The 24,878-nt window shown below is 70.1% G+C and carries 22 protein-coding genes; 6 read left to right on the top strand and 16 right to left on the bottom strand.

Annotated features, from left to right (window positions below):
* Positions 1-11 precede the first annotated feature (11 nt).
* Positions 12-1,217 carry a DUF1343 domain-containing protein gene (locus tag JNX00_RS09425; protein ID WP_204744793.1) on the top strand — a complete coding sequence of 402 codons (1,206 nt, stop codon included), beginning with the start codon at positions 12-14 and terminating at the stop codon, positions 1,215-1,217.
* A 21-nt stretch (positions 1,218-1,238) separates the two neighbouring features.
* On the opposite strand, the gene JNX00_RS09420 is transcribed toward JNX00_RS09425, so the two are convergent.
* From JNX00_RS09420 to JNX00_RS09400, 5 genes are all read right to left on the bottom strand, one after another.
* On the bottom strand, positions 1,239-1,730 hold the full coding sequence (locus JNX00_RS09420; protein WP_070397998.1) for a GNAT family N-acetyltransferase: 492 nt from the start codon (positions 1,728-1,730) through the stop codon (positions 1,239-1,241).
* Complete coding sequence (glmM, locus tag JNX00_RS09415) at positions 1,730-3,064, bottom strand: phosphoglucosamine mutase (RefSeq protein ID WP_070397999.1); 1,335 nt, start codon at positions 3,062-3,064, stop codon at positions 1,730-1,732. Before glmM ends, JNX00_RS09420 begins: the two co-directional genes overlap by 1 nt.
* A 75-nt stretch (positions 3,065-3,139) precedes the next feature.
* Positions 3,140-3,964 (bottom strand): dihydropteroate synthase, encoded by an 825-nt coding sequence (folP, locus tag JNX00_RS09410; RefSeq protein WP_070398247.1) that lies wholly within the window; start codon positions 3,962-3,964, stop codon positions 3,140-3,142.
* Positions 3,965-4,037: 73 nt separating this feature from the next.
* On the bottom strand, positions 4,038-5,954 hold the full coding sequence (gene ftsH / locus JNX00_RS09405) for an ATP-dependent zinc metalloprotease FtsH (protein WP_070398246.1): 1,917 nt from the start codon (positions 5,952-5,954) through the stop codon (positions 4,038-4,040).
* Positions 5,955-6,111: 157 nt separating this feature from the next.
* Positions 6,112-6,777 carry an RlmE family RNA methyltransferase gene (locus JNX00_RS09400; protein WP_070398248.1) on the bottom strand — a complete coding sequence of 222 codons (666 nt, stop codon included), beginning with the start codon at positions 6,775-6,777 and terminating at the stop codon, positions 6,112-6,114.
* Positions 6,778-6,816: 39 nt separating this feature from the next.
* On the opposite strand from JNX00_RS09400, the gene JNX00_RS09395 reads away from it, so the two are divergent.
* From JNX00_RS09395 to JNX00_RS09385, 3 genes are read left to right on the top strand one after another with little or no spacing between them, the layout of a single operon-like run.
* Positions 6,817-7,287 (top strand): YhbY family RNA-binding protein, encoded by a 471-nt coding sequence (locus JNX00_RS09395; protein WP_070398000.1) that lies wholly within the window; start codon positions 6,817-6,819, stop codon positions 7,285-7,287.
* Positions 7,288-7,344: 57 nt separating this feature from the next.
* Positions 7,345-9,414 carry a M3 family metallopeptidase gene (locus JNX00_RS09390; protein WP_204744792.1) on the top strand — a complete coding sequence of 690 codons (2,070 nt, stop codon included), beginning with the start codon at positions 7,345-7,347 and terminating at the stop codon, positions 9,412-9,414.
* 46 nt (positions 9,415-9,460) lie between these two features.
* Complete coding sequence (locus JNX00_RS09385) at positions 9,461-10,138, top strand: glutaredoxin family protein (protein WP_204744791.1); 678 nt, start codon at positions 9,461-9,463, stop codon at positions 10,136-10,138.
* A 7-nt stretch (positions 10,139-10,145) separates the two neighbouring features.
* Here JNX00_RS09385 and rpiA read toward each other — a convergent pair whose 3' ends face one another.
* A complete protein-coding gene (gene rpiA, locus JNX00_RS09380) occupies positions 10,146-10,817 on the bottom strand; it encodes a ribose-5-phosphate isomerase RpiA (RefSeq protein WP_204744790.1) in 672 nt (223 codons plus the stop codon).
* A 42-nt stretch (positions 10,818-10,859) separates the two neighbouring features.
* Between rpiA and JNX00_RS09375 the strand changes: the two genes are divergently transcribed.
* A complete protein-coding gene (locus JNX00_RS09375; RefSeq protein ID WP_204744789.1) occupies positions 10,860-11,942 on the top strand; it encodes a quinone-dependent dihydroorotate dehydrogenase in 1,083 nt (360 codons plus the stop codon).
* Between the two features lie 12 nt (positions 11,943-11,954).
* Here the strand turns inward: JNX00_RS09375 and JNX00_RS09370 are convergent, their stop codons facing one another.
* The 8 genes from JNX00_RS09370 to JNX00_RS09335 form a co-directional block, all read right to left on the bottom strand.
* On the bottom strand, positions 11,955-13,073 hold the full coding sequence (locus tag JNX00_RS09370; RefSeq protein ID WP_204744788.1) for an NAD(P)/FAD-dependent oxidoreductase: 1,119 nt from the start codon (positions 13,071-13,073) through the stop codon (positions 11,955-11,957).
* Complete coding sequence (locus JNX00_RS09365; protein ID WP_204744787.1) at positions 13,070-13,840, bottom strand: serine protease; 771 nt, start codon at positions 13,838-13,840, stop codon at positions 13,070-13,072. The genes JNX00_RS09370 and JNX00_RS09365 overlap by 4 nt, the downstream gene beginning before the upstream one ends.
* 1 nt (position 13,841) lies before the next feature.
* Positions 13,842-14,951, bottom strand: coding sequence for a nucleotidyltransferase family protein (locus JNX00_RS09360; RefSeq protein ID WP_204744786.1), 1,110 nt, complete (start codon positions 14,949-14,951; stop codon positions 13,842-13,844).
* A gap of 61 nt (positions 14,952-15,012) precedes the next feature.
* On the bottom strand, positions 15,013-15,933 hold the full coding sequence (locus tag JNX00_RS09355; RefSeq protein WP_204744785.1) for an HprK-related kinase A: 921 nt from the start codon (positions 15,931-15,933) through the stop codon (positions 15,013-15,015).
* Positions 15,930-16,226, bottom strand: coding sequence for a hypothetical protein (locus JNX00_RS09350; protein WP_204744784.1), 297 nt, complete (start codon positions 16,224-16,226; stop codon positions 15,930-15,932). Before JNX00_RS09350 ends, JNX00_RS09355 begins: the two co-directional genes overlap by 4 nt.
* Positions 16,223-16,837, bottom strand: a complete 615-nt coding sequence (locus tag JNX00_RS09345; protein WP_070398008.1) for a hypothetical protein — start codon at positions 16,835-16,837, stop codon at positions 16,223-16,225. Before JNX00_RS09345 ends, JNX00_RS09350 begins: the two co-directional genes overlap by 4 nt.
* A gap of 111 nt (positions 16,838-16,948) precedes the next feature.
* Positions 16,949-18,343 carry a TIGR03013 family XrtA/PEP-CTERM system glycosyltransferase gene (locus JNX00_RS09340; RefSeq protein ID WP_116957761.1) on the bottom strand — a complete coding sequence of 465 codons (1,395 nt, stop codon included), beginning with the start codon at positions 18,341-18,343 and terminating at the stop codon, positions 16,949-16,951.
* Positions 18,344-18,446: 103 nt separating this feature from the next.
* The gene (locus tag JNX00_RS09335) at positions 18,447-20,384 is read right to left on the bottom strand and encodes a hypothetical protein (RefSeq protein ID WP_204744783.1); all 1,938 of its coding nucleotides are present in this window, start codon (positions 20,382-20,384) and stop codon (positions 18,447-18,449) included.
* A gap of 282 nt (positions 20,385-20,666) precedes the next feature.
* Between JNX00_RS09335 and JNX00_RS09330 the strand changes: the two genes are divergently transcribed.
* Positions 20,667-22,844: a hypothetical protein gene (locus JNX00_RS09330; protein WP_204744782.1), complete on the top strand. Its 2,178-nt coding sequence runs from the start codon at positions 20,667-20,669 to the stop codon at positions 22,842-22,844.
* Positions 22,845-22,856: 12 nt separating this feature from the next.
* Here JNX00_RS09330 and JNX00_RS09325 read toward each other — a convergent pair whose 3' ends face one another.
* Positions 22,857-23,912 carry a hypothetical protein gene (locus tag JNX00_RS09325; protein ID WP_083292924.1) on the bottom strand — a complete coding sequence of 352 codons (1,056 nt, stop codon included), beginning with the start codon at positions 23,910-23,912 and terminating at the stop codon, positions 22,857-22,859.
* Positions 23,913-23,938: 26 nt separating this feature from the next.
* Entirely contained in the window at positions 23,939-24,718 is a 780-nt protein-coding gene (locus JNX00_RS09320; protein WP_204744781.1) for a class I SAM-dependent methyltransferase, read from the bottom strand.
* Positions 24,719-24,878 lie beyond the last annotated feature (160 nt).

Raw genomic sequence — 24,878 nt, 5'->3', positions numbered from 1 at the left:
ACACACCGCCCATGCAATTCGGCATCGAACGTTTCCTGAACGATCCCGCGCTGCGCGCGCCCCTGGCCGGTCGGCGCGTCGCCGTGCTGGCCCATCCCGCCTCCGTCACGCGCGACCTCACCCACAGCCTGGACGCCCTGGCCGCCCTGCCCGACCTCCAGCTCAGCGCGGCCTTCGGCCCGCAGCACGGGCTGCGCGGCGACAAGCAGGACAACATGGTCGAGTCGCCCGACTACACCGACCCCCGCTGGGGCATCCCGGTGTTCAGCCTGTACGGCGAGGTGCGCCGCCCCAGCGACGCCATGATGGACAGCTTCGACGTGCTGCTCGTCGACCTGCAGGACCTGGGCTGCCGCATCTATACCTTCATCACCACACTGCGCTACGTGTTGGAAGCCGCCGCGCGCCGGGGCAAGGCCGTGTGGGTACTGGACCGGCCCAACCCGGCGGGCCGCCCGGTGGAAGGCCTCACGCTGCGCGAGGGCTGGGAGAGCTTCGTGGGCGCCGGCCCCATGCCCATGCGGCACGGCCTCACCATGGGCGAGCTGGGCCAGTGGTTCATCGCCACGCTGGGCCTGACGCTGGAGTACCGCGTGATCGCCATGGACGGCTGGCGGCCGGACGAGGCGCCGGGCTTCGGCTGGCCCATCGGCGAGCGCAGCTGGGTCAACCCCAGCCCGAACGCGCCCAACCTGTCGATGGCGCGCGCCTACGCGGGCACGGTCATGCTGGAAGGCACCACGCTCAGCGAAGGCCGGGGCACCACGCGCCCGCTGGAGCTGTTCGGCGCCCCCGACATCGACACCACGCGCCTGCTGGCCGACATGCGCCGGATCGCACCGCAGTGGCTGCGCGGCTGCGTGCTGCGCGAATGCTGGTTCGAGCCCACCTTCCACAAGCACGCAAGCCAGCTGTGCGCTGGCGTGCAGATCCATGTGGAAGACCCCGCGCACTACGACCACAGGGCCTTCCAGCCCTGGCGCCTGCAGGCCCTGGCCTTTCGTGCCATCCGCCTGCAGCGGCCCGACTACCCGCTGTGGCGCGACTTCCCCTACGAGTACGAGCGCGACCGCCTGGCCATCGACCTCATCAACGGCGGCCCCCTGCTGCGCGAGTGGGTGGACGATGTGGACGCGCCGCCCGAGGCACTGGACGCGCCGGCGCGGGCTGACGAGGCCGCGTGGACCGAGGCGCGCCGACCCTTCCTGCTCTACTGAGTTGCTGAGCGCGCCCGCGCCTCAGTCCAGCCACTTCTGCAGGAACTGCGCGGTCCCCATCGAGGGATCGAGCTGGTAGCCGGCGAAACCCACGCGCTGGTACAACCGCATGGCGGGCGCGTTACCCGACAGCACCTCCAGCGTGAGCTTGCAGGCGCCGCGCTCGCGCGCGAGGCGCTCCACCTCGGCCAGCATGGCCTCGGCGATGCCGCGGCCGCGGTGGCTGGCGAGCACCGCCACGTCGTGCACGTTCACCAGCGGCAGGCACTTGAAGGTAGAAAACCCCTCGATGCAGTTGACCAGGCCCACGGCGGCCTCGCCATCGAAGGCCAGCACGCTGAAGGCGTGGGGCCGGCTCGCGAGTTCGGGCACCAGCCGCGAGCGCGCGAAGTCGCTCAGGGGCTCGCCGCCACCGGCCGGGTCGCTGGCGTAGGCGTCGAGCAGGGCCACGATGGCGCGCGCGTCGCTGGGGCGGCCGTAGTCGGCGCGGCGCACCGAGAAAGCGGCGGCCATCAGGCGGCCCTCGCCGCCTCGGCGAGGCGTTCGGCGCTGGCCTTGGCCACGGTGGCATCGCGCGCCTCCACCATCACACGCAGCAGCGGCTCGGTGCCGCTGGCCCGGATCAGCACGCGGCCAGCCTCGCCGAGCTCGCCCTCCACCGCCTGCGTGGTGTCGGCCAGGCGCCGGTTGGTCTTCCAGTCCTGCCCGGGCTGCAGGCGCACGTTGATGAGCGTCTGCGGAAACAGGGTCACGTCGGCCAGCAGCTGCGCCAGCGTCTTGCCACTGCCCACGCAGGCATAGAGCACCTGCAGGGCCGAGACCAGGCCATCGCCCGTGGAATGGCGGTCGAGCACCAGCAGGTGGCCCGAGCCCTCTCCGCCCAGCGTCCAGCCGTGGCGCTCCAGTTCTTCGAGCACGTAGCGGTCGCCCACCTTGGCGCGCACGAAGCGCACGCCGCGCGCCTTGAGCGCCACCTCCACCGCCATGTTGGTCATGAGCGTGCCCACCACGCCGGGCACGTCTTCGTCGCGCGCCAGGCGGTCGGTCACCATCAGGTAGAGCAGCTCGTCGCCGTTGTAGAGCCGGCCGTGGCGGTCGGCCATCTGCAGGCGGTCGGCGTCGCCGTCGAGCGCGATGCCGTAGTCCGCTCCGTGCTCACGCACCGCCGCCAGCAGGGCCTCGGGGTGGGTGGCGCCCACCCCGGCGTTGATGTTCAGGCCGTCGGGAGAGCAGCCGATCTTGACCACCTCGGCACCCAGCTCGTGGAACACGGCGGGGGCGATGTGGTACGCCGCGCCGTGCGCCGCGTCGACCACGATCTTCAGGCCCTTGAGGCTCAGGTTCTGCGGGCAGGTGCTCTTGCAGAACTCGATGTAGCGGCCCGCGGCGTCGTCGAGCCGGCGCGACTTGCCCAGTCCGGCCGCCGGCACCCAGACCGGGGGCTCATCGAGCGCGGCCTCGACATCGAGCTCCCACTGGTCGGGCAGCTTGGTGCCCTGCGCGCTGAAGAACTTGATGCCGTTGTCGGCGAAGGGGTTGTGGCTGGCTGAAATGACCACGCCCAGGCTGGCGCGCTGCGCGCGCGTGAGATAGGCCACCGCCGGCGTGGGCACCGGCCCCAGCAGCAGCACGTCCACGCCCGCCGAGTTGAAGCCCGACTCGAGCGCGGCCTCGAGCATGTAGCCGGAAATGCGCGTGTCCTTGCCGATCAGCACCGTGGGGTGGGTTTCGGTGCGCTTGAGCACGCGCCCCACCGCGTGCGCCAGGCGCAGCACGAAATCGGGGGTGATCGGGGCTTGACCGACGGTGCCGCGGATGCCGTCGGTGCCAAAGTACTGCCGGGCCATGTCTTGTTCTCCTGGGAATGGCTTGTTTTGTGTGACCTTTTGATTATCGCGATCCCCTGGGGCGAACGGCCGCCTTCAGCGTGCGGCCTGCCACACCTTGAGGGCCTCGACCGTGGCGCGCACGTCGTGCACGCGCAGCACGCGCGCACCCCGCTCGACCGCCAGCACCGCGGCGGCCACGCTCGCGTGCACGCGCTCAGCGGGGCTCTGCACGCCCGTGACCGCGCCCAGCGAGGACTTGCGCGACCAGCCCGCCAGCAGCGGATACCCCTCGTCCAGCAGCTCGGCCTGGCGCGCAAGCAGACTGAAGTTCTGCGCCACCGTCTTGCCGAAACCGATGCCCGGATCGAGCACGATGCGATCGCGCGCCACGCCGCGCTCGCGCAAGGCCTGGGCGCGCTCGCGCAGGAAACCGCGCACCACGGGCAGCACGTCGCCCTCCAGCGGCGCCACCTGCATGGTCAAGGGATCGCGGTGCATGTGCATCAGGCACACGCCCGCGCGCGGATGGGTGGCCACCACCTCGAGCGCGTCGCCTTGGCGCAGGGCCCAGATGTCGTTGACGATGTCGGCGCCGAGGTCCAGCACGGCGCGCATGACCTCCGGCTTGTTCGTGTCCACGGACAGGGGCACGTTGAGGCGCAAGGCCTCGCGCAGCACGGGCAGCACGCGCGCCAGCTCCTCGTCCGGCGGCACGGGCAGGCTGCCCGGGCGGGTGGACTCCCCGCCGATGTCCAGCAGCTGCGCGCCCTCGGCCACCAGCCGCTCGGCGTGCACGATCGCCGCGCGCGCGCTGGCATGCTGGCCACCGTCGGAGAAGGAGTCGGGCGTGACGTTGACGATGCCCATCACGCGGGGCTCGGTGAGGTCTATATCGAAGCGGGTGGTGATCCAGCGCATGGCGGGCAGGTGGGCGGGAAAAGAAAACGGGGCCGGTGAGGGCCCCGTTCGGGTGGTGTGGGTGTGTTGGCGATCAGGCCGCGTTGGGCGCCGGGTCGGGCGTCACGGTGGACGAGCCGCCGCCGCTGCCGCCGCCACCCACGGGGTTGCGCGGCGTCCAGTCCTTGGGCGGACGCGGCGGCTTGCCGGCCATGATGTCGTCGAGTTGCTCGCCGTCGATGGTCTCCCATTCGAGCAGGGCCTTGGCCATGGCGTGCATCTTGTCGGCGTGCTCCTCGATCAGGCGGCGCGCCTCGGCGTACTGCTCGTCGATGATGCGGCGCACCTCGGAGTCGACCTTCTGCATGGTCTGCTCGGAGATGTTGGTCGTCTTGGTGACCGAGCGGCCCAGGAAGACCTCGCCCTCGTTCTCGGCGTAGACCATGGGGCCCAGGGCGTCGGTCATGCCGTAGCGCATCACCATGTCGCGCGCGATGTGCGTGGCGCGCTCGAAGTCGTTGCTGGCACCGGTGGTCATCTGGTTCATGAACACCTCTTCCGCGATGCGGCCGCCGAACAGCATGCTGATCTGGTTGAGCATGTACTCGCGGTCGTAGCTGTAGCGGTCCTTTTCGGGCAGGCTCATGGTGACGCCCAGCGCGCGCCCGCGCGGGATGATGGTGACCTTGTGCACCGGGTCGCACTTGGGCAGCAGCTTGCCGATGAGCGCGTGGCCGGCCTCGTGGTAGGCCGTGTTGCGGCGCTCTTCCTCGGGCATGACCATGCTCTTGCGCTCGGGGCCCATGAGGATCTTGTCCTTGGCCTTCTCGAAGTCCTGCATCTCCACGGTGCGCGCGTTGCGGCGGGCGGCCATCAGCGCGGCCTCGTTGCAGAGGTTGGCCAGGTCGGCGCCACTCATGCCCGGCGTGCCGCGCGCGATGATGGCGGCGTTCACGTCGGTGCCCAGCGGAATCTTGCGCATGTGCACATTGAGGATCTGCTCGCGGCCGCGGATGTCGGGCAGCGTCACGTAGACCTGGCGGTCGAAGCGGCCCGGGCGCAGCAGCGCGGCGTCGAGGATGTCGGGGCGGTTGGTGGCGGCCACCACGATCACGCCCAGGTTGGTCTCGAAGCCGTCCATCTCGACCAGCATCTGGTTGAGGGTCTGCTCGCGCTCGTCGTTGCCACCACCCAGGCCGGCACCGCGCTGGCGGCCGACCGCGTCGATCTCGTCGATGAAGATGATGCAGGGGGCGTTTTTCTTGGCGTTCTCGAACATGTCGCGCACGCGGGCCGCGCCCACGCCAACGAACATCTCCACGAAGTCGGAGCCCGAGATGCTGAAGAACGGCACCTTGGCCTCGCCCGCGATGGACTTGGCCAGCAAGGTCTTGCCGGTGCCCGGCGGGCCCACGAGCAGCAGGCCGCGCGGGATGCGCCCGCCCAGTTTCTGGAATTTCTGCGGATCCTTCAGGAAGTCGACGACCTCCTTCACCTCTTCCTTGGCCTCGTCGCAGCCAGCGACGTCGGCGAAGGTCACGGTGTTGTTGTTCTCGTCGAGCATGCGCGCCTTGCTCTTGCCGAAGCTGAAGGCACCGCCCTTGCCACCGCCCTGCATCTGCCGCATGAAGTAAATCCAGACGCCGATCAGCAGCAGCATGGGGCCCCAGCTCACGAGCAGGGTCATCAGCAGCGAGCCTTCTTCGCGCGGGCGCACGTCGAACTTGACGTCGTAATTGATGAGGTCGCCGACCAGGCCCCGGTCGAGGTAAGTGGCGGTGGTGCGCACGCGCCGGTCGTCCTGGGTGACGGCCACGATTTCGGTGCCGCCCTGGCCTTCCTGGATGGTGGCGCTCTTGATCTGGCGGGCCTTGACCTGGTCAAGGAACTCGGAGTACCCGATGTACCCCGCGCCTGCGGTCGAACGGCCGTCGAACTGCTTGAAGACCGTGAAGAGCACCATGGCGATGACCATCCACACGGCGATTTTCGAGAACCACTGGTTGTTCAACTGCTGCTCCTGGGTGCGCACGCGCGCATTTGCACGCATATGCAAGGCATTCTAGGACTTTCAAGTCCCCCTGCCGTTCGTCGGTGACGTGGAAATGTCAATGGGCGTCTTGGCTTTGCCCCTCCCGCACCGCCCATTCATCGGACGAACGGGCAATTCAGCCCTTCAGACCCAGGCCAACGAGGAAGGTTTCGGCGGATTTGTCGCGGCTGGCCTTGGGCTTGATCGCCTTGACGACCCGAAAGTTCTGCCGGAACAGGGCCAGCATGGGGTCATAGGCCCCGCCATGGAAGAGCTTGACCACCAGCGCGCCCTCGCGCTTGAGGTGGGCGCGGGCGAAATCCACGGCCAGCTCGATCAGGTGCTCGATGCGGGCGGCATCGGCGTCGGCCACGCCCGAGAGGTTGGGCGCCATGTCCGATACCACCAGATCGATCTGGGCCAGGCCGCGCTCGGCCAGCGCGGCCTCCAGCTGCGCCAGCACCTCGGCCTCGCGGAAGTCGCCCTGGATGAAGAGCACGTCCTCCACCGGTTCCATGGGCAGCAGGTCGAGGGCGACGATGGTGCCGTTGAGCCTTCCGGCCGCCGCCCCCTGTGGACTGAGGCGACGGCGCAGGTACTGGCTCCAGGCGCCCGGGGCGCTGCCCAGGTCGACCACGGCCATGCCGGGCTTCACGAGGCCCAGGGTTTCGTCGATTTCCTTGAGCTTGTAGGCGGCCCGGGCGCGGTAGCCCTCTTTCTGGGCCAGGCGCACGTAAGGATCGTTCACGTGCTCGTTGAGCCAGGCCTTGTTGACCTTCTTGCTCTGGGTGCGGACCTTGATGCCCATGCGTGCTTGGGGGTGGTAAACGATAATTCTCCCATGCCCTCCATCACCCTCACGCCCGCCCAACGCAAGGTCCACCGCGCCGAGGCCCACCACCTCGACCCCGTGGTCCACATCGGCAACGACGGCCTCACCCCCGCCGTGCGCAAGGAAGCCGATGCCGCGCTCAAGGCGCACGGCCTCATCAAGATCCGCGTGCTCAACGACGACCGCGCCGCGCGCGAGGCCATGCTGGCCGAGCTGGCCGAGGCCCTCGACGCCGCGCCGATCCAGCACATCGGCAAGCTGTTGGTGCTCTGGCGCCCCCTGCCCGAAAAAGCCCGCCCCGCCGATGAAGACCGCAAACCCGGTCCGCGCGAAGTGAAGGTGCTCAAGTTCGGCAAGCGCCCCGGCCAGAAACCCGAGGTCAAGGTCGTGAAGGTGCTGGGCAACCAGCGCATCACGCCCGGCGGTCAGGTCAAGCGAGCCAAAGTCCGCAAAAAGAGTGTCAAGAAGAACGCCGGCTGAGCGCCTGCTTGCGCCGACGGCTTGAACTCCCGCCCGCCGCCACCCATCTGAGCCCCCATGAACGTCCGCCAAGACCCCGCCCAGCTCAACCCGCTGCTCGACTTCAGCGGCCTGCCGCGCTTCGACGCCATCACCCCCGACACCGTGGGCCCGGCGGTCGACGAGCTGCTGAACCAGGCCAGTGTCGCGCTGGAGGCGGTGACGGCCGCCGGCTTTCCCGCCGACTGGGCCGCCATGGCCGGCACGCTGGACGTGGCGACCGAACGCCTGTCACGGGCCTGGGGAGCGGTCAGCCACCTCAACAGCGTGGCCGACACCCCGGCGCTGCGCGCCGCCTACAACGCGGCCCTGCCCAAGGTCACCGAGTTCTGGACCCGCCTGGGCGCCGACGAGCGGCTCTACGCCAAGTACAAGTCCATGGACCCGGCCTCGCTCACGGCCGAGCAGGCCCAAGCCCACCACAATGCGCTGCGCGGCTTCGTGCTGGGCGGCGCCGAGCTGCAGGGCGCCGCCAAGGAGCGCTTCGCCTCCATCCAGGAACGCGCGGCCGAACTGGCGCAGAAATTCAGCGAGAACGCGCTGGACGCCACCGACGCCTTCGCGCTGTACGTGGACACCAACGAGCTGGCCGGCGTGCCCGAGGACGTGGTGCAGGCCACCGCCGCCGCGGCCCGCGCCGAAGGCCGCGCGGACCACAAGCTCAGCCTGAAGATGCCGGTCTACCTGCCGGTGATGCAGTTCGCCCGCTCGGGCGCGCTGCGCGAAAAGCTCTACCGCGCCTACGTCACCCGCGCCAGCGATCAGGCCCCTGCCGAGCTCGCGCGCTTCGACAACACCGCCCTCATGGTCGAATTGCTGGCCCTGCGCCACGAAGAGGCGCGCCTGCTCGGCTACCGCCACTTCGCCGACGTCTCGCTGGTGCCCAAAATGGCCGAGTCGCCCGAGCAGGTGAGCGCTTTCCTGCGCGACCTGGCGACGAAGGCCCGCCCTTTCGCCGAACAAGACCTGGCCGACCTGCGCGCCTTCGCCGCCGATCACCTGGGCATCGCCGACCCCCAGGCCTGGGACTGGCCCTACATCGGCGAAAAGCTCAAGGAGGCGCGCTACGCCTTCAGCGAGCAGGAAGTCAAACCGTACTTCACGGCGCCCAAGGTGCTCGCCGGCCTGTTCCAGATCGTCGAGACGCTGTTCGAGGTGGCCATCCGCCGCGACAGCGCGCCGGTCTGGCATCCGGGCGTGGAGTTCTACCGCATCGAGCGTGGCGGCCAGCTCGTGGGTCAGTTCTACCTGGACCCTGGCGCGCGCACCGGCAAACGCGGCGGCGCCTGGATGGACGACGTGCGCGCCCGGTGGTTGCGCCCCGATTCGCGCGCCCTGCAGACGCCCGTGGCCCACCTGGTCTGCAACTTCGCCGAGGGCGTGGGCGGCAAGCCGGCGCTGCTCACGCACGACGACGCCATCACGCTCTTCCATGAGTTCGGCCACGGCCTGCACCACATGCTCACCCAGGTGAACGAGCGCGACGTCTCGGGCATCAGCGGCGTGGAATGGGACGCCGTGGAACTGCCCAGCCAGTTCATGGAGAACTTCTGCTGGGAGTGGGACGTGCTCAAGCACATGACAGCCCACGTGGACAGCGGTCAGCCGCTGCCGCGCGCCCTGTTCGACAAGATGCTGGCCGCCAAGAACTTCCAAAGCGGCCTGCAGACCCTGCGCCAGGTGGAATTCGCCCTGTTCGACATGCTGCTGCACAGCGAAACCCCACCGCCGGCGGACGGTGCGGCCATCCTCACCCTGCTCAACCGCGTGCGCGACGACGTGGCGGTGCTCAAGCCGCCGGCCTACAGCCGCACGCCGCACACCTTCAGCCACATCTTCGCGGGCGGCTACGCGGCCGGCTACTACAGCTACAAGTGGGCCGAGGTGCTAAGCGCCGACGCCTACGCCGCCTTCGAGGAGGCTGCGGCGCAACAGGGCCGCAGCACCCTGGACGTTGCGACGGGCCGGCGCTACCGTCAGTCGATTCTGGAGGCCGGCGGCAGCCGCCCTGCGATGGAATCGTTCAAGGCCTTCCGCGGCCGCGAGCCATCGATCGACGCCCTGCTGCGGCACCAAGGCATGGTTTGAACCCGCGCGCCGGCCGCCGACCAGCCCAAAGAACCGAGGGACGAAGATGAAGAAGCGCTCCGCCGCCGCCCGTGTCACCACCGCCCGTGTCACCACCGCCCTGGCCCTGCTGGCCGCGCTGCCGGCCATGGCCCAGGGCGTCCACCGCATCGTCGGCCCGGACGGCCGCGTCACCTTCTCCGACCAGCCGCCCCCCAGCGCCACGGCGCGCCCGCAACCGGGCGCCAGCGGCAGCGCCCCGGCCACCTCGGCCGGCGGCGGGGGCCAGTTGCCCTACGAACTGCGCCAGATCGCCTCCCGTTACCCCGTCGTGCTCTACACCGGCGACAACTGCGCGCCCTGCAACGCGGGCCGCAACCTGCTCAACTCGCGCGGCGTTCCGTACACCGAAAAGACGGTGAACACCGCCGACGATGTGCAGGCCTTGCGCCGCCTCAACAGCGACGCCTCCCTCCCCTTGCTGACCATCGGCGGCCAGAAGCTGCGCGGCTACCTCGAAACCGAGTGGACCCAGTACCTCGACGCCGCGGGCTACCCCAAGCAGTCGGCCCTGCCGTCCGGCTACCGCCGCCCGGCACCCGCGCCGCTGGTGGCCGCCACGCCGTTGCCTGGATCGCCCACCCCAGCGGGCGATGCGTCCGCCGACGGCGCCGCCCCTCAGCCCGCGCCGGCCGAGACCCCGGTGCAGCCGCCGGTCACCAACCCAGCCGGCATCCGCTTCTGAGCCGCGCTCAGAAGTTCAGCGTCTTCACCCCCGCCGGCGTGCCCAGCAGGCACACGACCGCTTTCTGGTGGGCGAACACGCCCACCGTCACCACCCCCGGCCACTGATTGACCTCGCTCTCGAAGGCGAGCGGGTCGGTGATGCGCAGGCCGGTCACGTCCAGGATGTGCTGGCCGTTGTCGGTCACCAGGGCTTGTCCGTCCTTCAGGCGCACCCGGGCCTGGCCGCCCAGGGCCGCGAACTGGCACACCAAGCGCGCCGTGGCCATGGGGATCACCTCCACCGGCAGCGGAAACGCGCCCAGGGTCTGCACCAGCTTGGATTCGTCGGCGATGCAGACGAAGCGGCGCGACTGGGCCGCCACGATCTTCTCGCGCGTGAGCGCGGCGCCGCCGCCCTTGACCATGTGGCCGCGCGGGTCGATCTCGTCGGCGCCGTCAATGTAGACCGAGAGCTCGCCGACTTCATTGGCCTCGAGCACCGGGATGCCGATGGCCTTGAGCCGGGCGGTGGAGGCCTCGGAGCTGGACACCGCGCCGGGCACGCGGTCCTTCATGGTGGCCAGGGCCTCGATGAACTTGTTCACCGTGGAGCCCGTGCCCACGCCGACCACCTCGCCGGGCGTCACGTAGTGCAGGGCGGCCTGGCCCACCAGCGTTTTGAGTTCGTCCTGGGTCATTTGCGAGAATCCGGGGTTGGTCGAAAAACCGCGGATTATCCGATGTCACTCTTTCCCTACGGCGCGGCGCGCCCCTTCCTGTTCGGTCTGGACCCCGAGGTCGCCCACGAACTGACGCTGGGCACCATCGCCCGCGTACAGCACTCGCCGCTCACCTGCCTGTACAGCCAGCCGCGCGTGAGCGACCCCTTCACGCTCGCCGGCCTGCAATTTCCCAACCGCGTGGGCCTGGCGGCGGGCCTGGACAAGAACGCGCGCTGCATCGACGGCCTGGCCGCCATGGGCTTTGGCTTCGTGGAGGTGGGCACGGTCACACCCAGGGGCCAACCCGGCAACCCCAAGCCGCGCATGTTCCGCCTTCCCGAGCGCCAGGCCCTGATCAACCGGCTGGGCTTCAACAACGACGGCCTTGACGCCTTCCTGGCCAACGTACAGCGCGCGCGCTTTCGCCGCGACGGCGGCGCCACGCCCATGCGGCTGGGCCTGAACATCGGCAAGAACGCGAGCACGCCGATCGAGCGCGCCACCGAGGACTACCTCACCTGCCTGGACGGCGTCTACCCACACGCCGACTACGTCACCGTCAACATCTCCAGCCCGAACACGCAGAACCTGCGCAGCCTGCAAAGCGACGCCGCGCTGGACGCGCTGCTGGGGGCGGTGATGGAGCGGCGCGAACAGCTGGCGCAGCGGCACCAGCGCCGCATCCCGGTGTTTGTGAAGATCGCGCCCGACCTGGATGAGGCCCAGATCGGCGTCATCGCCGAGACCCTGCGCCGCCACGGCTGCCGCGCCGACGGTCAGGCCAGCGGCGAACTGGGCGTGATCGCCACCAACACCACGCTGTCGCGCGAGGCCGTGAAGGGCCTGCGCCACGCCGAGGAAGCCGGCGGCCTGTCGGGCGCGCCGGTGCTGGAGGCCAGCAACCGCGTGATCCGCGCCCTGCGCACGGCCCTGGGGGCCTCGTTCCCGATCATCGGCGTGGGCGGCGTGCTGAGCGCGCGCGACGCGCTGAGCAAGATCGAGGCGGGCGCGGACCTGGTGCAGATCTACACCGGCCTGATCTACCAGGGGCCGGCGCTGGTCTACGAATCGGCCCAGGCGATCGCGGCGCTCAGGCGCTGAAGCGGCGCCCGCTCAGTCGGCCAGCAGCTCGCGCACCCGCTCGCCGATCGCCAGGCAACTGGTCAGCCCCGGCGATTCGATGCCGAAGAGGTTGACCAGCCCCGGCAGCCCGTGCTGCGCGGGGCCCTGGATCAGGAAGTCGGCCGCGGGCTCGCCCGGCCCGCTGATCTTGGGCCGCAGGCCGGCGTAGCCCGGTTGCAGCGCGCCGTCGGGCAGCGCTGGCCAGTAGCGGCGCACGGCGGCGTAGAAGCCCTCGCCGCGGGCGGGGTCGACGACCAGGTCGTCGGCGCGGTCCACCCACTGCACGTCAGGCCCGAACTTGGCCTGCCCGCCCAGGTCCACCGTGAGGTGCACGCCCAGGCCGGCCAGGTGCTGGTCGGGCTCGGGCGCGGGATAGATGAGCCGCTGGAACGGCGAACGGCCAGCGAGCGTGAAGTAGCTGCCCTTGGCGTAGCGCGGCGTCGGCACGCTGCCGGGGGGCAGCGCGGCGATGCGGCCGGCCAGCGCGCAGGCGTGCAGGCCGGCGCTGTTGACCAGGGTGCGCGCCAGCAGTGGCGTGCCGTCCTCGGACACGATCAGCCAGCCTTCGTCCTGGCGTTGGATCTCACGCACGCCGCTGTGGCAGACCACCATGCCGCCGTCCGCCTCCAGGTCGCCCTGCAGCGAGAGCATGAGCGCATGGCTGTCGATGATGCCGGTGGACGGCGAGAGCACCGCACCCAGGCACTCCAGCGCAGGCTCCCGTTCACGCGCCGCATCGCGCGAGAGCATCTCCAGGTCGTCCACGCCGTTGGCCGCCGCGCCCGCCACGATGCCCGGCAGCCCCGCCAGCTGCGAAGGCGTGTTCGCCACGATCAGCTTGCCGCAGCGCCGGTGCGCGATGCCGCGCTCGGCCGCATAGGCGTACAGCGCCCGCTTGCCCTGCACGCAGAGCCGGGCCTTGAGCGAGCCCGCCGGGTAGTAGATGCCCGCGTGGATGACCTCGCTGTTGCGCGAGCTGGTGCCGGTGCCGATGGCCGCCTCGCGTTCCAGCACCAGCACCTCGCGGCCGGCCTGCGCCAGCGCGCGCGCCACGGCCAGGCCGACCACGCCGGCCCCCACCACCACCGCATCGACGCGCTCGGCCGTCATCGCTGGGTCCTCATCAGTTCGCGCACGCGCGCCGAGGGGATGGCGTAGGCGATACCCGAGGGCTGGCTCAGCGCCGACTCGCGCGTGCCCTTGATCAGCACCATGTTCATCATGCCCACGACCTCCCCCGTCTCCGGCCGGAACAGCGGCCCACCGCTGTTGCCCGGGTAGGCCACGGCGTCGAGCTGGAAAATGTCGAAGGCGCCTTCGCGCGCGCCACGGATCGCCGGGCCGCGCAGGCGATCGGCGTCCGGGCTCGGCGGCGCCGAGGTCGCGATGCTGGACACCATGGCCCGATGCACCACGTGCGCGTAGCCCAGCACGTTGCCGATGGGAAAGCCCATGAAGGCCAGGTCGTCGCCCTCGCGCACCGCCGAGGAATCGCCCAGCGCCGCCAGCGGCCCGGGCGGGCCGTCGATGCCGAGCAACGCGATGTCGCCGTGGCGCTCGGTGCCCAGCACGCGGGCCTGGCGCAGGGACCAGCCGCTCTCGCGCTGCCACACCTGCGCCACCAGCTGCGCGGCCGGCGCGCCGTCCTCCTGGGTGGGCAGCACGTGCGCGCAGGTCACCACCTGCGAGGGCCGGCCCGCCAAGAAGCCGCTGCCACGCAGCTGGAAGCGCGGGCTGTCGGTCTCGCGCCAGGTGCCCACCAGCACCACCGAGGGCTTCATGCGCGCCACGGTGTCGGCCAGCGCGGCGCGCGCGGCGCCGGGCACCCCCCACAGCGGCAGGGAGCCGATCAGGCCCAGGCAGTGGCGCCGGTCCATGTCAGTTCTCCGTAGCGCCACGCGGCGCCCGCAGCGCCATCAGCGACTTGCGGGCCAGGTGGCCGGCCAGCAGCCAGGGCGGCATGCGCAGCCAATGCCCGCGCACATACAGGCCGGCGCGGGCCAGCGCGGTCCAGCGATCCGACAGGGAGTGGTGATCGGGGCGCAGCGCGCGCCGGTACATGGCGTCGAGCAGGCGGCCGCGCCAGCCCGGTGCCCAGCGGCGGTGCGCCCGCGCGGCCCAGTCGCGCGCCTCGGGCGGCAGCGGGGTGCGCAGCAGTTCGTCCAGGTACACCAGGGCCTGGGCCAGCGGGCGCTCCCAGTGCAGCGCCGTGGCGCGCGCGGTGAGCGCGGGCCAGAACGCGGGGTCTTGCCCGAACTCGCCCACCAGCAACTCGATGTCCAGCAGGCCGCGGCAGCCCAGCTCCAGCTCGCCTTCGGCATACAGGTGCGCGGCGCTGTGCAACACCATGTCCACGGGGGCCAGCGCGTGCACGCCCGGCTGGCCGGGAATGGGACGGATGTCGCCCAGCATGGCCGAGGGATCGGCCCGCAGCCGACCCGACAGCGGCACCAAGGCGTGGTGCACGTCCAGCACCGTGCCCCGGCGCAGGTGGCGCATGGGCGGCAGCTCGTGCATCCAGGTGCGGTAATAGCGCTGGTCGTAGGCGTTGGTGTTGGTGCTGACCCAGCCGCTGAGCATCAGCGCCGACTCCACCTCGGCCAGGCGCTCGCGCGGCACCAGGATGTCGATGTCCGAGACCATGCGCCCCTCGCCCACGCGCAGGTCCTGCAGCACGTAGGCCGCGCCTTTGAGCAACACCAGCGGCAGACCGGCCTGCCCGAACACGCGCAGCAGCTGCTGCGTCTCGTGCCGCAGCTCCTCGTGCTGGCGCCGCGCCAGCAGTTGCATGGACCGCAGGTGGCGCGCCACCTCGGGCGGCACGTCCGCCCAGCGGCCGGCGGCGTCGATGCGCTCGGCCATGCGGGCCAGCAGATCGGCGCGGCGGCCCTGGCGCACCAGCAGGTCCCACTGGCCCGGCGTGAGCGAGCCCAGCCGCTCGGGCTCGCGCAGCGGCAGCATCAGCAGGTCGAGCGCGGGCAATGTCACGGGACCACCCTCCATGCCACACAACGCGGGGCCGAGCGCTTCGGACGCGGACCGGTGGCGCTCACGCGGCCCTCGCCAGGGAATCGAACCAGGCCGCCGCGTCGTCGAGCTCGCTGTAGCGCAGGTCGAAGGCGTCGCAGCCGTCAACGATGTCGGCCATGCGCTCGAAACCGCGCGGGCCGTGCACGTGGTGGTTGAAGCTGTTCGACGCCAGCTCCACCAGCGTCTGCGGCTTCGGGCGCGGCACGGCGCTCAGGGGCGCGCCCTTCTCGAAGCGCGGAAATACGATCCAGCGCGGCATGGCCGGCAGCGCCGCCTGGCGCAGGCTGGCCTCGTTCACCCGCAGGTGCGCCACCACGCCCTTGAGCGTGTCGTGCGCCAACGGGCCGATCACAGCGTCCGGCATGCGCTCGCGCATCAAGGGAATGGATTGGTTCTTCAGGCTCACGGGTCGCGGCGAGGCGCTGAGCTGCCCGCTCGCCGGATCGATCAGCGCGAGCTCGTCGGACATCAAGCGCCAGCCCTGGTGCATGAGCCAGGCACACAGCGTGCTTTTCCCCGAGCCGGGAGGCGCCGGCAGCAGCACCGCGCGGCCGTCGCGTTCCAGCACGGCGGCGTGCACCGTGAGCCAGTGGTGGCAGTGGCTGGTCACGCACCAGTTCAAGCCCCACTCGAAGAAGGCGAATGCCTCGCCGCGCGCCAGCGGCGTGAACGGCCGCTGGCCGTCGACGTCGAGTTCGCAGCGAAGGCTGGTCCAGCCCAGGCTGGGCAGGACGCTCACATGGAAGTCGCAGAACACGTCTTCGTCGCCCGCGTGCTCATGCAGCGCGTACAGCCGCTCGATGCCTTCGCGCACGATGGGAATGGGGCTGCGCACACGCACGGTGAATGGCGGCACCGACAGCACCAGGCCGCCGTTGTGGAGCCGGGCCGACAGCTCGGCGGGCGTCAGGTCGGCGACGCGCCCGCGGGCCGCCCTCACGCCGGCACCCGCTCGATGAAACCCATGTGCTCGAACTGCGCGAGGTGCTGGCACACGCCCTCGACGTCCTCGGCTTCAGGGGGGGCTTGCAGCAGATGCCGCGCCAGGGTCTCGGCGTCGGCGGGCCGCCCATCCAGCAGCCGCTCGATGAGCTCCGCCGCCACGGGCGAAATGGCACTGAGGCTGCCGTCCGCGGCGTCGTAGACCACGCCGCCATCGGGCCATCGCCGCAGGTGCAGCGCCTGCGTGCGCCGACAGACCCAGGCGAGCGGATCGCCTGGTGCCAGGGTCACAGAAACGAGGGACCGTAGACCAGGTCGAAGTAGGCCATGGTCTGGCTCAGCGTCCAGGTGGTGCCCGCGAAGGGCTGCCAGACGCCCTGGCCATTCCAGATGGCGCGGCACTGCGCCTGGGTGAGCATCACCCGCGACGGGTCGTTCTGGTACGCCTTGGCCGTGAGAAAGGCGGCGACGACGTGACGGGCCAGCGCGGTATTGCCCTGGTTTCCGCCGGACTCCAGCACCTGCTGCAGGCTCTTGCCGGTGAAGACGCTGGCCGGGTTCTGGGTGAAGCCGGTTTCCGTGGACAGGAACTTGGTGGTGGTCTTGTAGTCGCGCGGCAGGCCGTTGTCGCGGTTCTTCCAGTAGCCGTGCGACTGGCACTCGTAGTCGGTCTTGATCTCGCGCCGAGCGCTCACCTTCATCTGCGCCGCACGCAGCGAGGAGAAAGTCGAGGGCTTGATGCAGGTGTGGTCGCCGCCAGCGAGCACGGTGTTGCTCTTGAGCGCGGCCAGCACGGGCGCGGCGCTGAGGCCCGCCCGAACCAAGTGGCGACGCGAGACCCCGGACTTTTGGGCGCCGGCTTCCCGCACGGCGCCGTCTTCAGATTGGTTCACATCGGACATGGAAAAACTCCTTCGGCCTGACAGCCAAAACCCCACGAGTCTGGCCGCACGTATGCGGGGTATTGTAGATCGATCTGTAGCAAAAAGTAATCGTCTGGACGGCCGGCAGACTCATTGCGCGCCCTTACCTGTTAACACTACCCCCACCGTCTCGAACAGCACCACCAGATCAAGAAAAAGTGAGTGGTTTTTCACGTAATACAGGTCGTATTGAAGCTTCTCAGCGGTGTCTTCCACCGTAGACCCGTACTGGTACCGCACCTGGGCCCAGCCGGTCACACCGGGCTTGACGCTGTGGCGCACCGCGTAGAACGGGATCTCCTGGATCAGCTTGTCGACGAAGAAGCCGCGCTCCGGGCGCGGACCAACCAGGCTCATGTCGCCGTTGAGCACCGAGAAGAGCTGAGGCAGTTCGTCCACGCGCAGTTTGCGGATGACCTTGCCCACGCGGGTGACGCGGCTGTCGCCGGCGGTGGCCCAGCGCGGCACGCCATCCTTCTCGGCGTCGGTGCGCATGCTGCGGAACTTCACCACGTTGAAGGGGCGGTTGTTCAGGCCGATGCGTTCCTGGCGGTACAGGATGGGGCCGGGGCTTTCCAGCTTGATGGCCAGCGCCGCGATCGCCATGATCGGCAGCGAGATCAGGATCAGCACCGACGCGCCCAGGATGTCGAAGAGGCGCTTGATGGTGGTACGCACCACGCCCTGGTTGAAACCGTCGCCGAAGATGAGCCAGCCGGCCGACACGGCCTCCAGCCGGATCTGGCCGAGGTTCTGCTCATAGAAGGCGGCGATGTCGGTGACGCGCACGCCGCCCAGCTTGCAGTCGAGCAATGCCCGCATGGGCATGCTGCCGCCGCGCCGCTCGGTGATGGCCACGACGATCTCGTCGATGCGCCGGCTCTGCACCAGATCCGTCAAGGCCTGCTGGGTGGTGATCACCTTGCCCGCGGGCACCTGCTGCTCCTGTTCGTTGGGGCCGGCCAGGTAGCCGCAGAGTTCGGCGTTGGCCCCGGGCAGTTCCAGCGCCCGGCCCACGGCCAGCGCGCGCGCACCGGTGCCGAACACCAGCACCCGGCGCCTGGGAATGGCCTTCGGCAGGAACTCCCCCACCAGCACCTGGTACAGCAGCAGCACGGCGGTGACCATCATGATCAGCACCACCGACCAGGTGCGGCCGTAGAAGGCCTGCAGCGGCAGCAGCAGCAGCACCGCCACCACCAGGGCCGTGGTCAGGCTGAAGGACACCAGCGAACGCGCCAGCGCCTGACGGGTGGACAGGATGGTGCGGCGGTCATAGAAGCCCAGGGCGGCATTGATCGCCAGGAAGCCGATGCCCATCAGCAGGCCGCGGGCCGCGCCGCGGCCGATCTGGGCACTGGTGAGGTCCTCGGGCTTGGAGAGGGCGATCAGCGCGCCGACGAAAACGCCGGCGACCAGCGTGACGTCAAGCAACAGCTGGATGAGGGTGTGTCGGTCGAAATAGTGGTTGAAGATCCTGATCACGCGCGGTTCTCCGGGCACGGCAGATCGGTGTCATGTGGGTACTCCCTACCGCATCCTGCCCATTCGTCCGAGGATAGTGGCCACACCATGTCAACACAATCGCTTACATCCTGCTTTTGTGTGAAGTATTTCGCCCGAATGCCAAGCCAAGGCCCAGGGTGATCCACCAGCACCAGGCCACCCGGGGCACTTCGGTCACGCTGATGAGCAGGCCAAGGGCCGCGATGGCGGTCACGCCAGCCAGCCAGGCGCCGGCCAATGGCTCGCGTTCCCGGACCCCGCGCCAGGCGGCGTGCGCCGCCCCGGCCAGCCAGGCCAGCAGTGCCACCAGCACGACGGCCCCGCGCTCGACCAGCACCTCCAGGTACAGGTTGTCCGCGTGCCAGGGTTCGAAATGCCCCTGGGCAGCGGGCAGCCAGCGCGCGGCCCCCTGCTCGAAGCCGGTGTTGCGCAGGCGCTGGCGGCCCTGAGGGTCGAACAGCTCAAGGCGCTCGACCGTCACCGCCATGCCGGGGTTCAGCACCGACAGGCTGAAAAAACCTTCGCGCCAGCCCGCCAGCGGGGCGTCCGGGGCCAGCGAATCGCCGAACAGATCCACCTCGCGCACCATCCGGCCGGTCTCGCCGGCGGCGTCGTCCGCGTGGCGGATGAAGCGCCACTGGCAGCGGCGGTCGTAGATCAGGTGGCGTTCGCAGACACTGACCAGCAGCCGCAGACCGGGGTGCGCCTCATAGACCAGGCGCGCGCGGTAGGTGCCGGCCTCGAAGCCGCGCAGGCGCTGCACCACCGCGAAGCGCACGCCGTCCAGCCCTGCACGGTCGGGACCGTGCAGCCGCAGGCGCGTCGCGCCATCGGCCGTCGGCCACTGCACGCGGCCCGGCATCCCTGCGTCGGGGCGCTCGGCCCAGCGCGCCGGCAGGCGGCCGGCGCCGATGCCCAGTGCCAGGTCCGCCATGCCGTCGGCCGCCGAGGCCACGGCGCGCCAATGGCCGAAGCGATCGGTGAAATCCTGGCCCGAGCGCGCCAGCCGCTGTGCGATGGCGGTGGTGCCCAGCAGCACCCAGACCAGTTGGACCAGCACCAGCGACACCACCGCGGCATTGCCCCGTCGCGGCGGCGCCCGGTCGCCATCGGATGCCTGCAGCGGCATGAGGCGGTGCAGGGCGGCGGCCAGCAGCGTGCCGATCAGCGCCGCGCCGTACAGGCCGCGCGACTGGGTCGTCAGCACCACGTGGCAAGCCAGCACGAACAGCGCGGCCGCCGCCCACCAGGTCCACGGGCCGCGCGCGCGCAACCACCACCAGGCGGCCAGCGGCAGGCTCAGGGCGAGGTAGGCGTCGATGGCGCCGCCGCCCACGTGCATTTCCCAGAACCAGGCGGTGGTTCGGTAGCCCGACCACAGATCGAACAGACCGGCGTACAACAAGCGCTCCAGCAGCACCAGCGCGCAGACCGAGGCCAGGCCCATGAGGCAGCCGCGCCGCCAGGCCAGGCGCCAGCGCTGCCGCGATCCGGTATCACCGCCGGTCCACAGCGGCAACAGCAGCGCCGCCCAGACCAGCGACTTGCTCGACCGCCAGGCGTTGGCCGGCGACGGGTAGTCCGCGAAGGGAAACGCCGCCCAGGAGGGCCAGGCCCCGCCATCGCCCAGGGCGCGGCCCGCGCCCCAGGCCGCCACCACCAGCAAGGCGACCGACAGCGCGAGCGAGCGCCGGTCCAGCACCGGTCCACCGTCGCGGTGCCGCCAGGCCTGCAGCGCCCAGGCGCCCCAGCCGCCGGCCGCCACGGCCAGCACCATCAGATCGAACTCGTCGAACATGAGCCAGCCCGTGTGCACGGTCTGGCTGGCCCAAGGCAGCACCGCGGGCAGCAGCCACGCGCCCAGAAACGGGCGCCAGGCCGTCAGCGCCATCGCCAGCAGTACCCCTGCGCCCAGGCCCAGCGGCAGGATCGGGTGGGCCGATGCCCCGATCAGGGCGGCGGCGGCGGTGCTCAGGGCAAGGGCGGCGGCCGCCAGCGTCTTCAGGGCTCGAACGGTCATGAAGGCCCAAATGTATCAATCCGAAACCACGGTATCGGCCCCGCCAGGGCTCGAATACCCCCACGGCCATCGAGACAAACCCCGGGCTTTTTCAGATGGTTTCGATTTCGGCGGAACTCACATTCTGAATCCAGGGCGTCATGAATTCGTGAAAAAATCCACGCGCCGCAAAATGCACCCCAAGTGATGGTGCGGCGCCCGCCCTCCCCGCTTCCCAAGAACCTCGGTGACCTTCTGTCGGTGCCGCGTGGCCCGACGCAGAGATTGTTTGACCTGTCATCCATGAACACCTACTTTTTCGAGGTTCAACAGCGCAGGACCATGCTCGCGACGCTCTTTGCCGCCACCTGTCTGGTGGCCGCCTGTGGTGGCGGCGGCGGCAGCGCCGGGCTGGTCAGCGACGCACCGGCCCAGACACCCGGCGGCGTGTCGCCCCCCGGCCCGTCGGAGCCGCCCACCGCGCCGCCGCCCAGCACCCCGCCACCCCCGCCCGCTCCCTCTGCGGGCGCAGCGGGCCTGGCCTGCGCCGCGGGCGCCATCACCTGCGTGGAAGTGACCGCCGGCAGCGCCCAGACCAACCTGCCCATCACCTTCGGCCAGCCCTTCCGCAGCGGCGACCTTTCCACCAGCCAGGGCCTCAGCGCCCAGGACAGTGCCGGCAATACCGTGCCCGTGCAGATGGACGAGGTGTCCACCCATGCCAACGGCTCCGTGCGCTTCGCCGTGCTCAGCGCCACGCTGCCCAGCCTGCCGGCCAATACCCCGCGCCTGATCAACCTCTACCCCGCCGCCAAGAGCAATCCCGCCGTATCGCTGCCGGCCGCGCCGGCCTGGAACCTGCAGGTCACGGCACGACTGTCCGACGGCACCACCCTGGTGGCCAACCCGCAACAGCAGTTGCAGCAGCTCATCGCCTCGGGCGCCGGCCGGCGCCTGCACGGCCCGGTGGCCAGCGAGTTCAACGTCGTGGCCCCCATGATCAACCAGGCCACCGGGGCGGCCCACCCGCACCTGGTCGCGCGCCTGCACACCCGCCTGTACAACGGTGGCAGCCGCATCCGCACCGACGTGGTGATGGAGAACAACTGGGCGCTCAAGGCCAATCCCGCCAACCTGAGCTACTCGCTGACCGTCACGGCCAATGGCCAGACGCTGCTGTCGCAGCCCTCATTCACGCACACGCACCATGCGCGCTGGCACAAGGTGGTGTGGAGCGGCGGCGCCGCGCCGAACGTTCGCCTGCGCCACCACATGCCCTACTTCCTGGCCAGCCGCGCCACCTGGAACTACAACCTGGGCCTGAACATTCCCGACAGCGTGCTGCAAAACGAGGCGCGCTCACTGTCGAGCAGCAACACCGGTCCCATGGGCACGGCCATGCTGACCACCAACATGCCCGGCACCGGTGGGCGCGACGAGATCGCGCCACTGCCGCGCTGGACCGCGCTGTACCTCATCACGCAGGACGACCGCGCCCGCGCCTCCATGCTGGCCAACGCCGACGCCGCCGCCAGCGCCCCCGTGCACTACCGCGACGAGGCCACCGACCAGCCCATCAGCGTGATCAAGTACCCCGGCATCGCGCTGCGCTATGGCGCCTCCAGCCCCTCGGTGCCCGGTGGCAATGGCTCCAGCGCCTGGACGCCGGACATCGCGCACCAGGGGTCGTACGCCTACATCCCCTACCTGGTCACCGGCGACGCCTTCTATCTCGACGAGATGATGTTCTGGGCCGCCTGGAACGTCGCCGCCAACGACCCCATCTACCGCGAGCGCGACAAGGGCCTGCTGATGCCCGAACAGGTGCGCGGCCAGGCCTGGGGCATCCGCTCGATCGCGGAGGCCGCTTTCGCCGCCCCGGACAACCACCCCATGAACGGCTACTTCGACACCATGCTGTCGAACAACATGGCCTGGTTCCTGGCCACTTACGGCCCGGGCAAGTCGGGTCCGCTGTTCTCGCCCATGGGGGCGCTGATCTCGCAGTACAACAACAACCAGACACCGTCGTACGAGTCGGATTTCTTCGCCACCGTGATGAGCTGGCTGACGGAGAACAACGTGCCGAACGCCAGCGCCGTGCTCAACAGCGTGGGCCGCATGCAGATCGACCGTTTCCTGGCCAGCACCCAGTCGGCCGGCTTCTGCACCAGCCGCGCCGCGGGCTACTGGCTGCAGACCATGAGCGGCGGCAGCTACATCAACAACTGGGCCGACTTCTACCGCGCCAACTACGGCTCGGCCGCCTGCGAAGGCGCTGCCGCGGCCGGCGATCCCGCCTACCCCGACTGGGCCGGCGGCTACGCGGCCGTGGCGCGCGGCATGCTCGCCGCCGCCAGCAACGCCGGGGCCAACAACGCCGCCACCGCCTACGCGCGCTGGAAGGCGTTCACGCCCCAACTGGAGTCGGGCGCGCGCGGCTTCAGCAGCGATCCGTCCTACGCGATCGTGCCGCGCTGAGCGGCTGGCGGCTCAAACCGCCGCGCGCGCGCTCGGGGCCGTCGCCGGTGCGGCACCCACCTCGCGCCACAGGTCCAGCAGCGTGGAAAACTGGCCGCCCAGCCGGTCGCGAAAGTGCGCGCAGACGCGGTCGATGCGGCGCAGAAACTCCTGCAGGTCGTGCTCGTTGCGCACATAAGGCGTGTTGCCCGGTGCCAGCGAGGGTGAGTGGTAGGTCAGGCTGAACACCCGCACGCCCTGCGCGTACAGCGCCTCCATCAACCGGATCTGCGTGTCGGCGTCGAAACCCTCGGGGCTCAGGCGGGCGCGCCACAGCACGTCCAGGCGGCTCAGCACCGACTGCACGCGCAGCTGCTGCAGCATGGGGTTGTCCCAGAGCGCGGCGAAGCGCTGGCCGGCCCACCAGGCGCGTCCGCCGTAGCCCACGGTCAGTGGCACCTCCAGCAGGTCGCGCGACTCGTCGGCGAAGAAGGGGTGCATGGACGTGCCCAGGAAGTTGGGGCCGTGCACGCGCTCGAAACTGGTGGCCGGCACGAAGCTGCAATCGATGCGGTAGCCCAGGCGCCGAATCACGCCCAAGGTGGCCGCGCCGACGCCATAGCGCCCGGCCTTGAAGATGAGCGGCCGCTGCCCGAAGGCCTGGGCCACGGCCTCCGTGCTGGCCTCCAGCTTGGCGGCCTCCAGCTCGGGCGGCAGGTTGCCGTGGAAGGAGTTGTAGGCGTTGACCTCGTCCTCGTACGGCGGCGTCACCCAGGGATGGCAGTGCGTGCCAAAGTGGGCGCGGCCCGCGTCGACCAGCCGGCGCAGGTAGGCCGCCGCCGGCGCCGAGCGGGCCACCGCATAGTCCAGCACGTAGGTCGGCACGATGCCGTATTTATCGAACACCGCGTGGGCATGGTCCTGCGCGGGGATCGACTCCGTCGCCACGGCGTCGCGGTTGAAGGGCTGGGTCCAGTCGAACTCTTCCTCGGTGTCCACCACCACGAGCAACAGGGGCCGATCGGACGAACGCCGCGCCGGCACCGGGCGCAGTTCCGGGTGATCGATCGGGCGGTAGCCGGCGACCATCGGGCGAGCGGTGGGACGCGCCAGGCTCACACGCGGCGCGTGCCGTGCACGGTGACCGTGCGGTAGTAGGCGCCGAGCGAGGGCATGGACGAGGCGATGGCGGCGTCGACGCGGTCGGCCGCGTTCACCATCCAGTTGCTGGGCTGCGCGCGCACCGCCTTGGACAGCACCGCGGCGGGAAAGGCGAACAGATCGGTGTACAGGTGCTTGGGCGAGAAGTAGCGGTCCAGGATGTCGAGCTCCTCACGCGCCAGCGGCTTCTCGTCGGGCGTGCGCGCCTTGGGCGTGAGCGCGCGCACCAGGCGCGCCACCGGGTTGAGCAGCAAAGGCTCGACGAACAGGATCTCGCCGCCCGGCTTGGTCACGCGCGCGATCTCCTTGACCGCGCGCTCGAATTCCAGGTGGTGCAGGATGGCCGTGCCGAACACCAGGTCGAAGGTGGCGTCGGGGAACTGCAGCTCGTGCGCGTCCATCAGCTTGAACTCCACCGGCAGGCCCTTGGCCTGGGCCACCTGGCGGCCCTTGTCGAGTTCGCGGTCGGAGATGTTGATGCAAGTGAGCTGCGTGGGCTTGAGGTTCCACTTGAGGTAGTGGGCCTCCCAGGCCTGGCTGCCGACCTCCAACACGCGGGTGTCGGTGTGGCGCGTGTGCACGGCGCGGATCAACTCGTCGCGGCGGCGCCGCGCAGGGCCCATCTGCGTGTAGGCCATGACCGCTTCCAGGCGGTCGCGCTCCAGCTCGTCGTTGTCGTAGATCTCGGCCTCGCGGCTGACGCGCTGGGCATCGTGTGAAGTCGGGCTCGTCATGCGAAGGCCTCCGGTTGATTTGTGCGAATGGGCGCCCATGGGCCGCCACCATCCGGCGAAGCTAGCACAGGGATGCACATTTACATACCTTCGATGCACATCCGAACGTGCGATATCTCCACGAAATGGCGATGCATGAGATGTCAATCATCAACACAAT

The sequence above is a fragment of the Hydrogenophaga sp. YM1 genome (genome assembly GCF_016903055.1).
GTDB lineage: Bacteria > Pseudomonadota > Gammaproteobacteria > Burkholderiales > Burkholderiaceae_C > Hydrogenophaga > Hydrogenophaga borbori.
The sequence above is the reverse complement of the archived record's forward strand: the minus strand, read 5'-3'. Positions and strand labels throughout refer to the sequence as shown.

Coding starts and splice junctions, on each gene's coding strand:
- JNX00_RS09425 (WP_204744793.1), top strand. CDS start 12: ATGCAATTCGGCATCGAACGTTTCCTGAACGATCCCGCGCTGCGCGCG.
- JNX00_RS09420 (WP_070397998.1), bottom strand. CDS start 1,730: ATGGCCGCCGCTTTCTCGGTGCGCCGCGCCGACTACGGCCGCCCCAGC.
- glmM (WP_070397999.1), bottom strand. CDS start 3,064: ATGGCCCGGCAGTACTTTGGCACCGACGGCATCCGCGGCACCGTCGGT.
- folP (WP_070398247.1), bottom strand. CDS start 3,964: ATGCGCTGGATCACCACCCGCTTCGATATAGACCTCACCGAGCCCCGC.
- JNX00_RS09395 (WP_070398000.1), top strand. CDS start 6,817: ATGCCCTCCATCACCCTCACGCCCGCCCAACGCAAGGTCCACCGCGCC.
- JNX00_RS09390 (WP_204744792.1), top strand. CDS start 7,345: ATGAACGTCCGCCAAGACCCCGCCCAGCTCAACCCGCTGCTCGACTTC.
- JNX00_RS09385 (WP_204744791.1), top strand. CDS start 9,461: ATGAAGAAGCGCTCCGCCGCCGCCCGTGTCACCACCGCCCGTGTCACC.
- rpiA (WP_204744790.1), bottom strand. CDS start 10,817: ATGACCCAGGACGAACTCAAAACGCTGGTGGGCCAGGCCGCCCTGCAC.
- JNX00_RS09375 (WP_204744789.1), top strand. CDS start 10,860: ATGTCACTCTTTCCCTACGGCGCGGCGCGCCCCTTCCTGTTCGGTCTG.
- JNX00_RS09370 (WP_204744788.1), bottom strand. CDS start 13,073: ATGACGGCCGAGCGCGTCGATGCGGTGGTGGTGGGGGCCGGCGTGGTC.
- JNX00_RS09365 (WP_204744787.1), bottom strand. CDS start 13,840: ATGGACCGGCGCCACTGCCTGGGCCTGATCGGCTCCCTGCCGCTGTGG.
- JNX00_RS09345 (WP_070398008.1), bottom strand. CDS start 16,837: ATGTCCGATGTGAACCAATCTGAAGACGGCGCCGTGCGGGAAGCCGGC.
- JNX00_RS09335 (WP_204744783.1), bottom strand. CDS start 20,384: ATGACCGTTCGAGCCCTGAAGACGCTGGCGGCCGCCGCCCTTGCCCTG.
- JNX00_RS09330 (WP_204744782.1), top strand. CDS start 20,667: ATGAACACCTACTTTTTCGAGGTTCAACAGCGCAGGACCATGCTCGCG.
- JNX00_RS09325 (WP_083292924.1), bottom strand. CDS start 23,912: ATGGTCGCCGGCTACCGCCCGATCGATCACCCGGAACTGCGCCCGGTG.
- JNX00_RS09320 (WP_204744781.1), bottom strand. CDS start 24,718: ATGACGAGCCCGACTTCACACGATGCCCAGCGCGTCAGCCGCGAGGCC.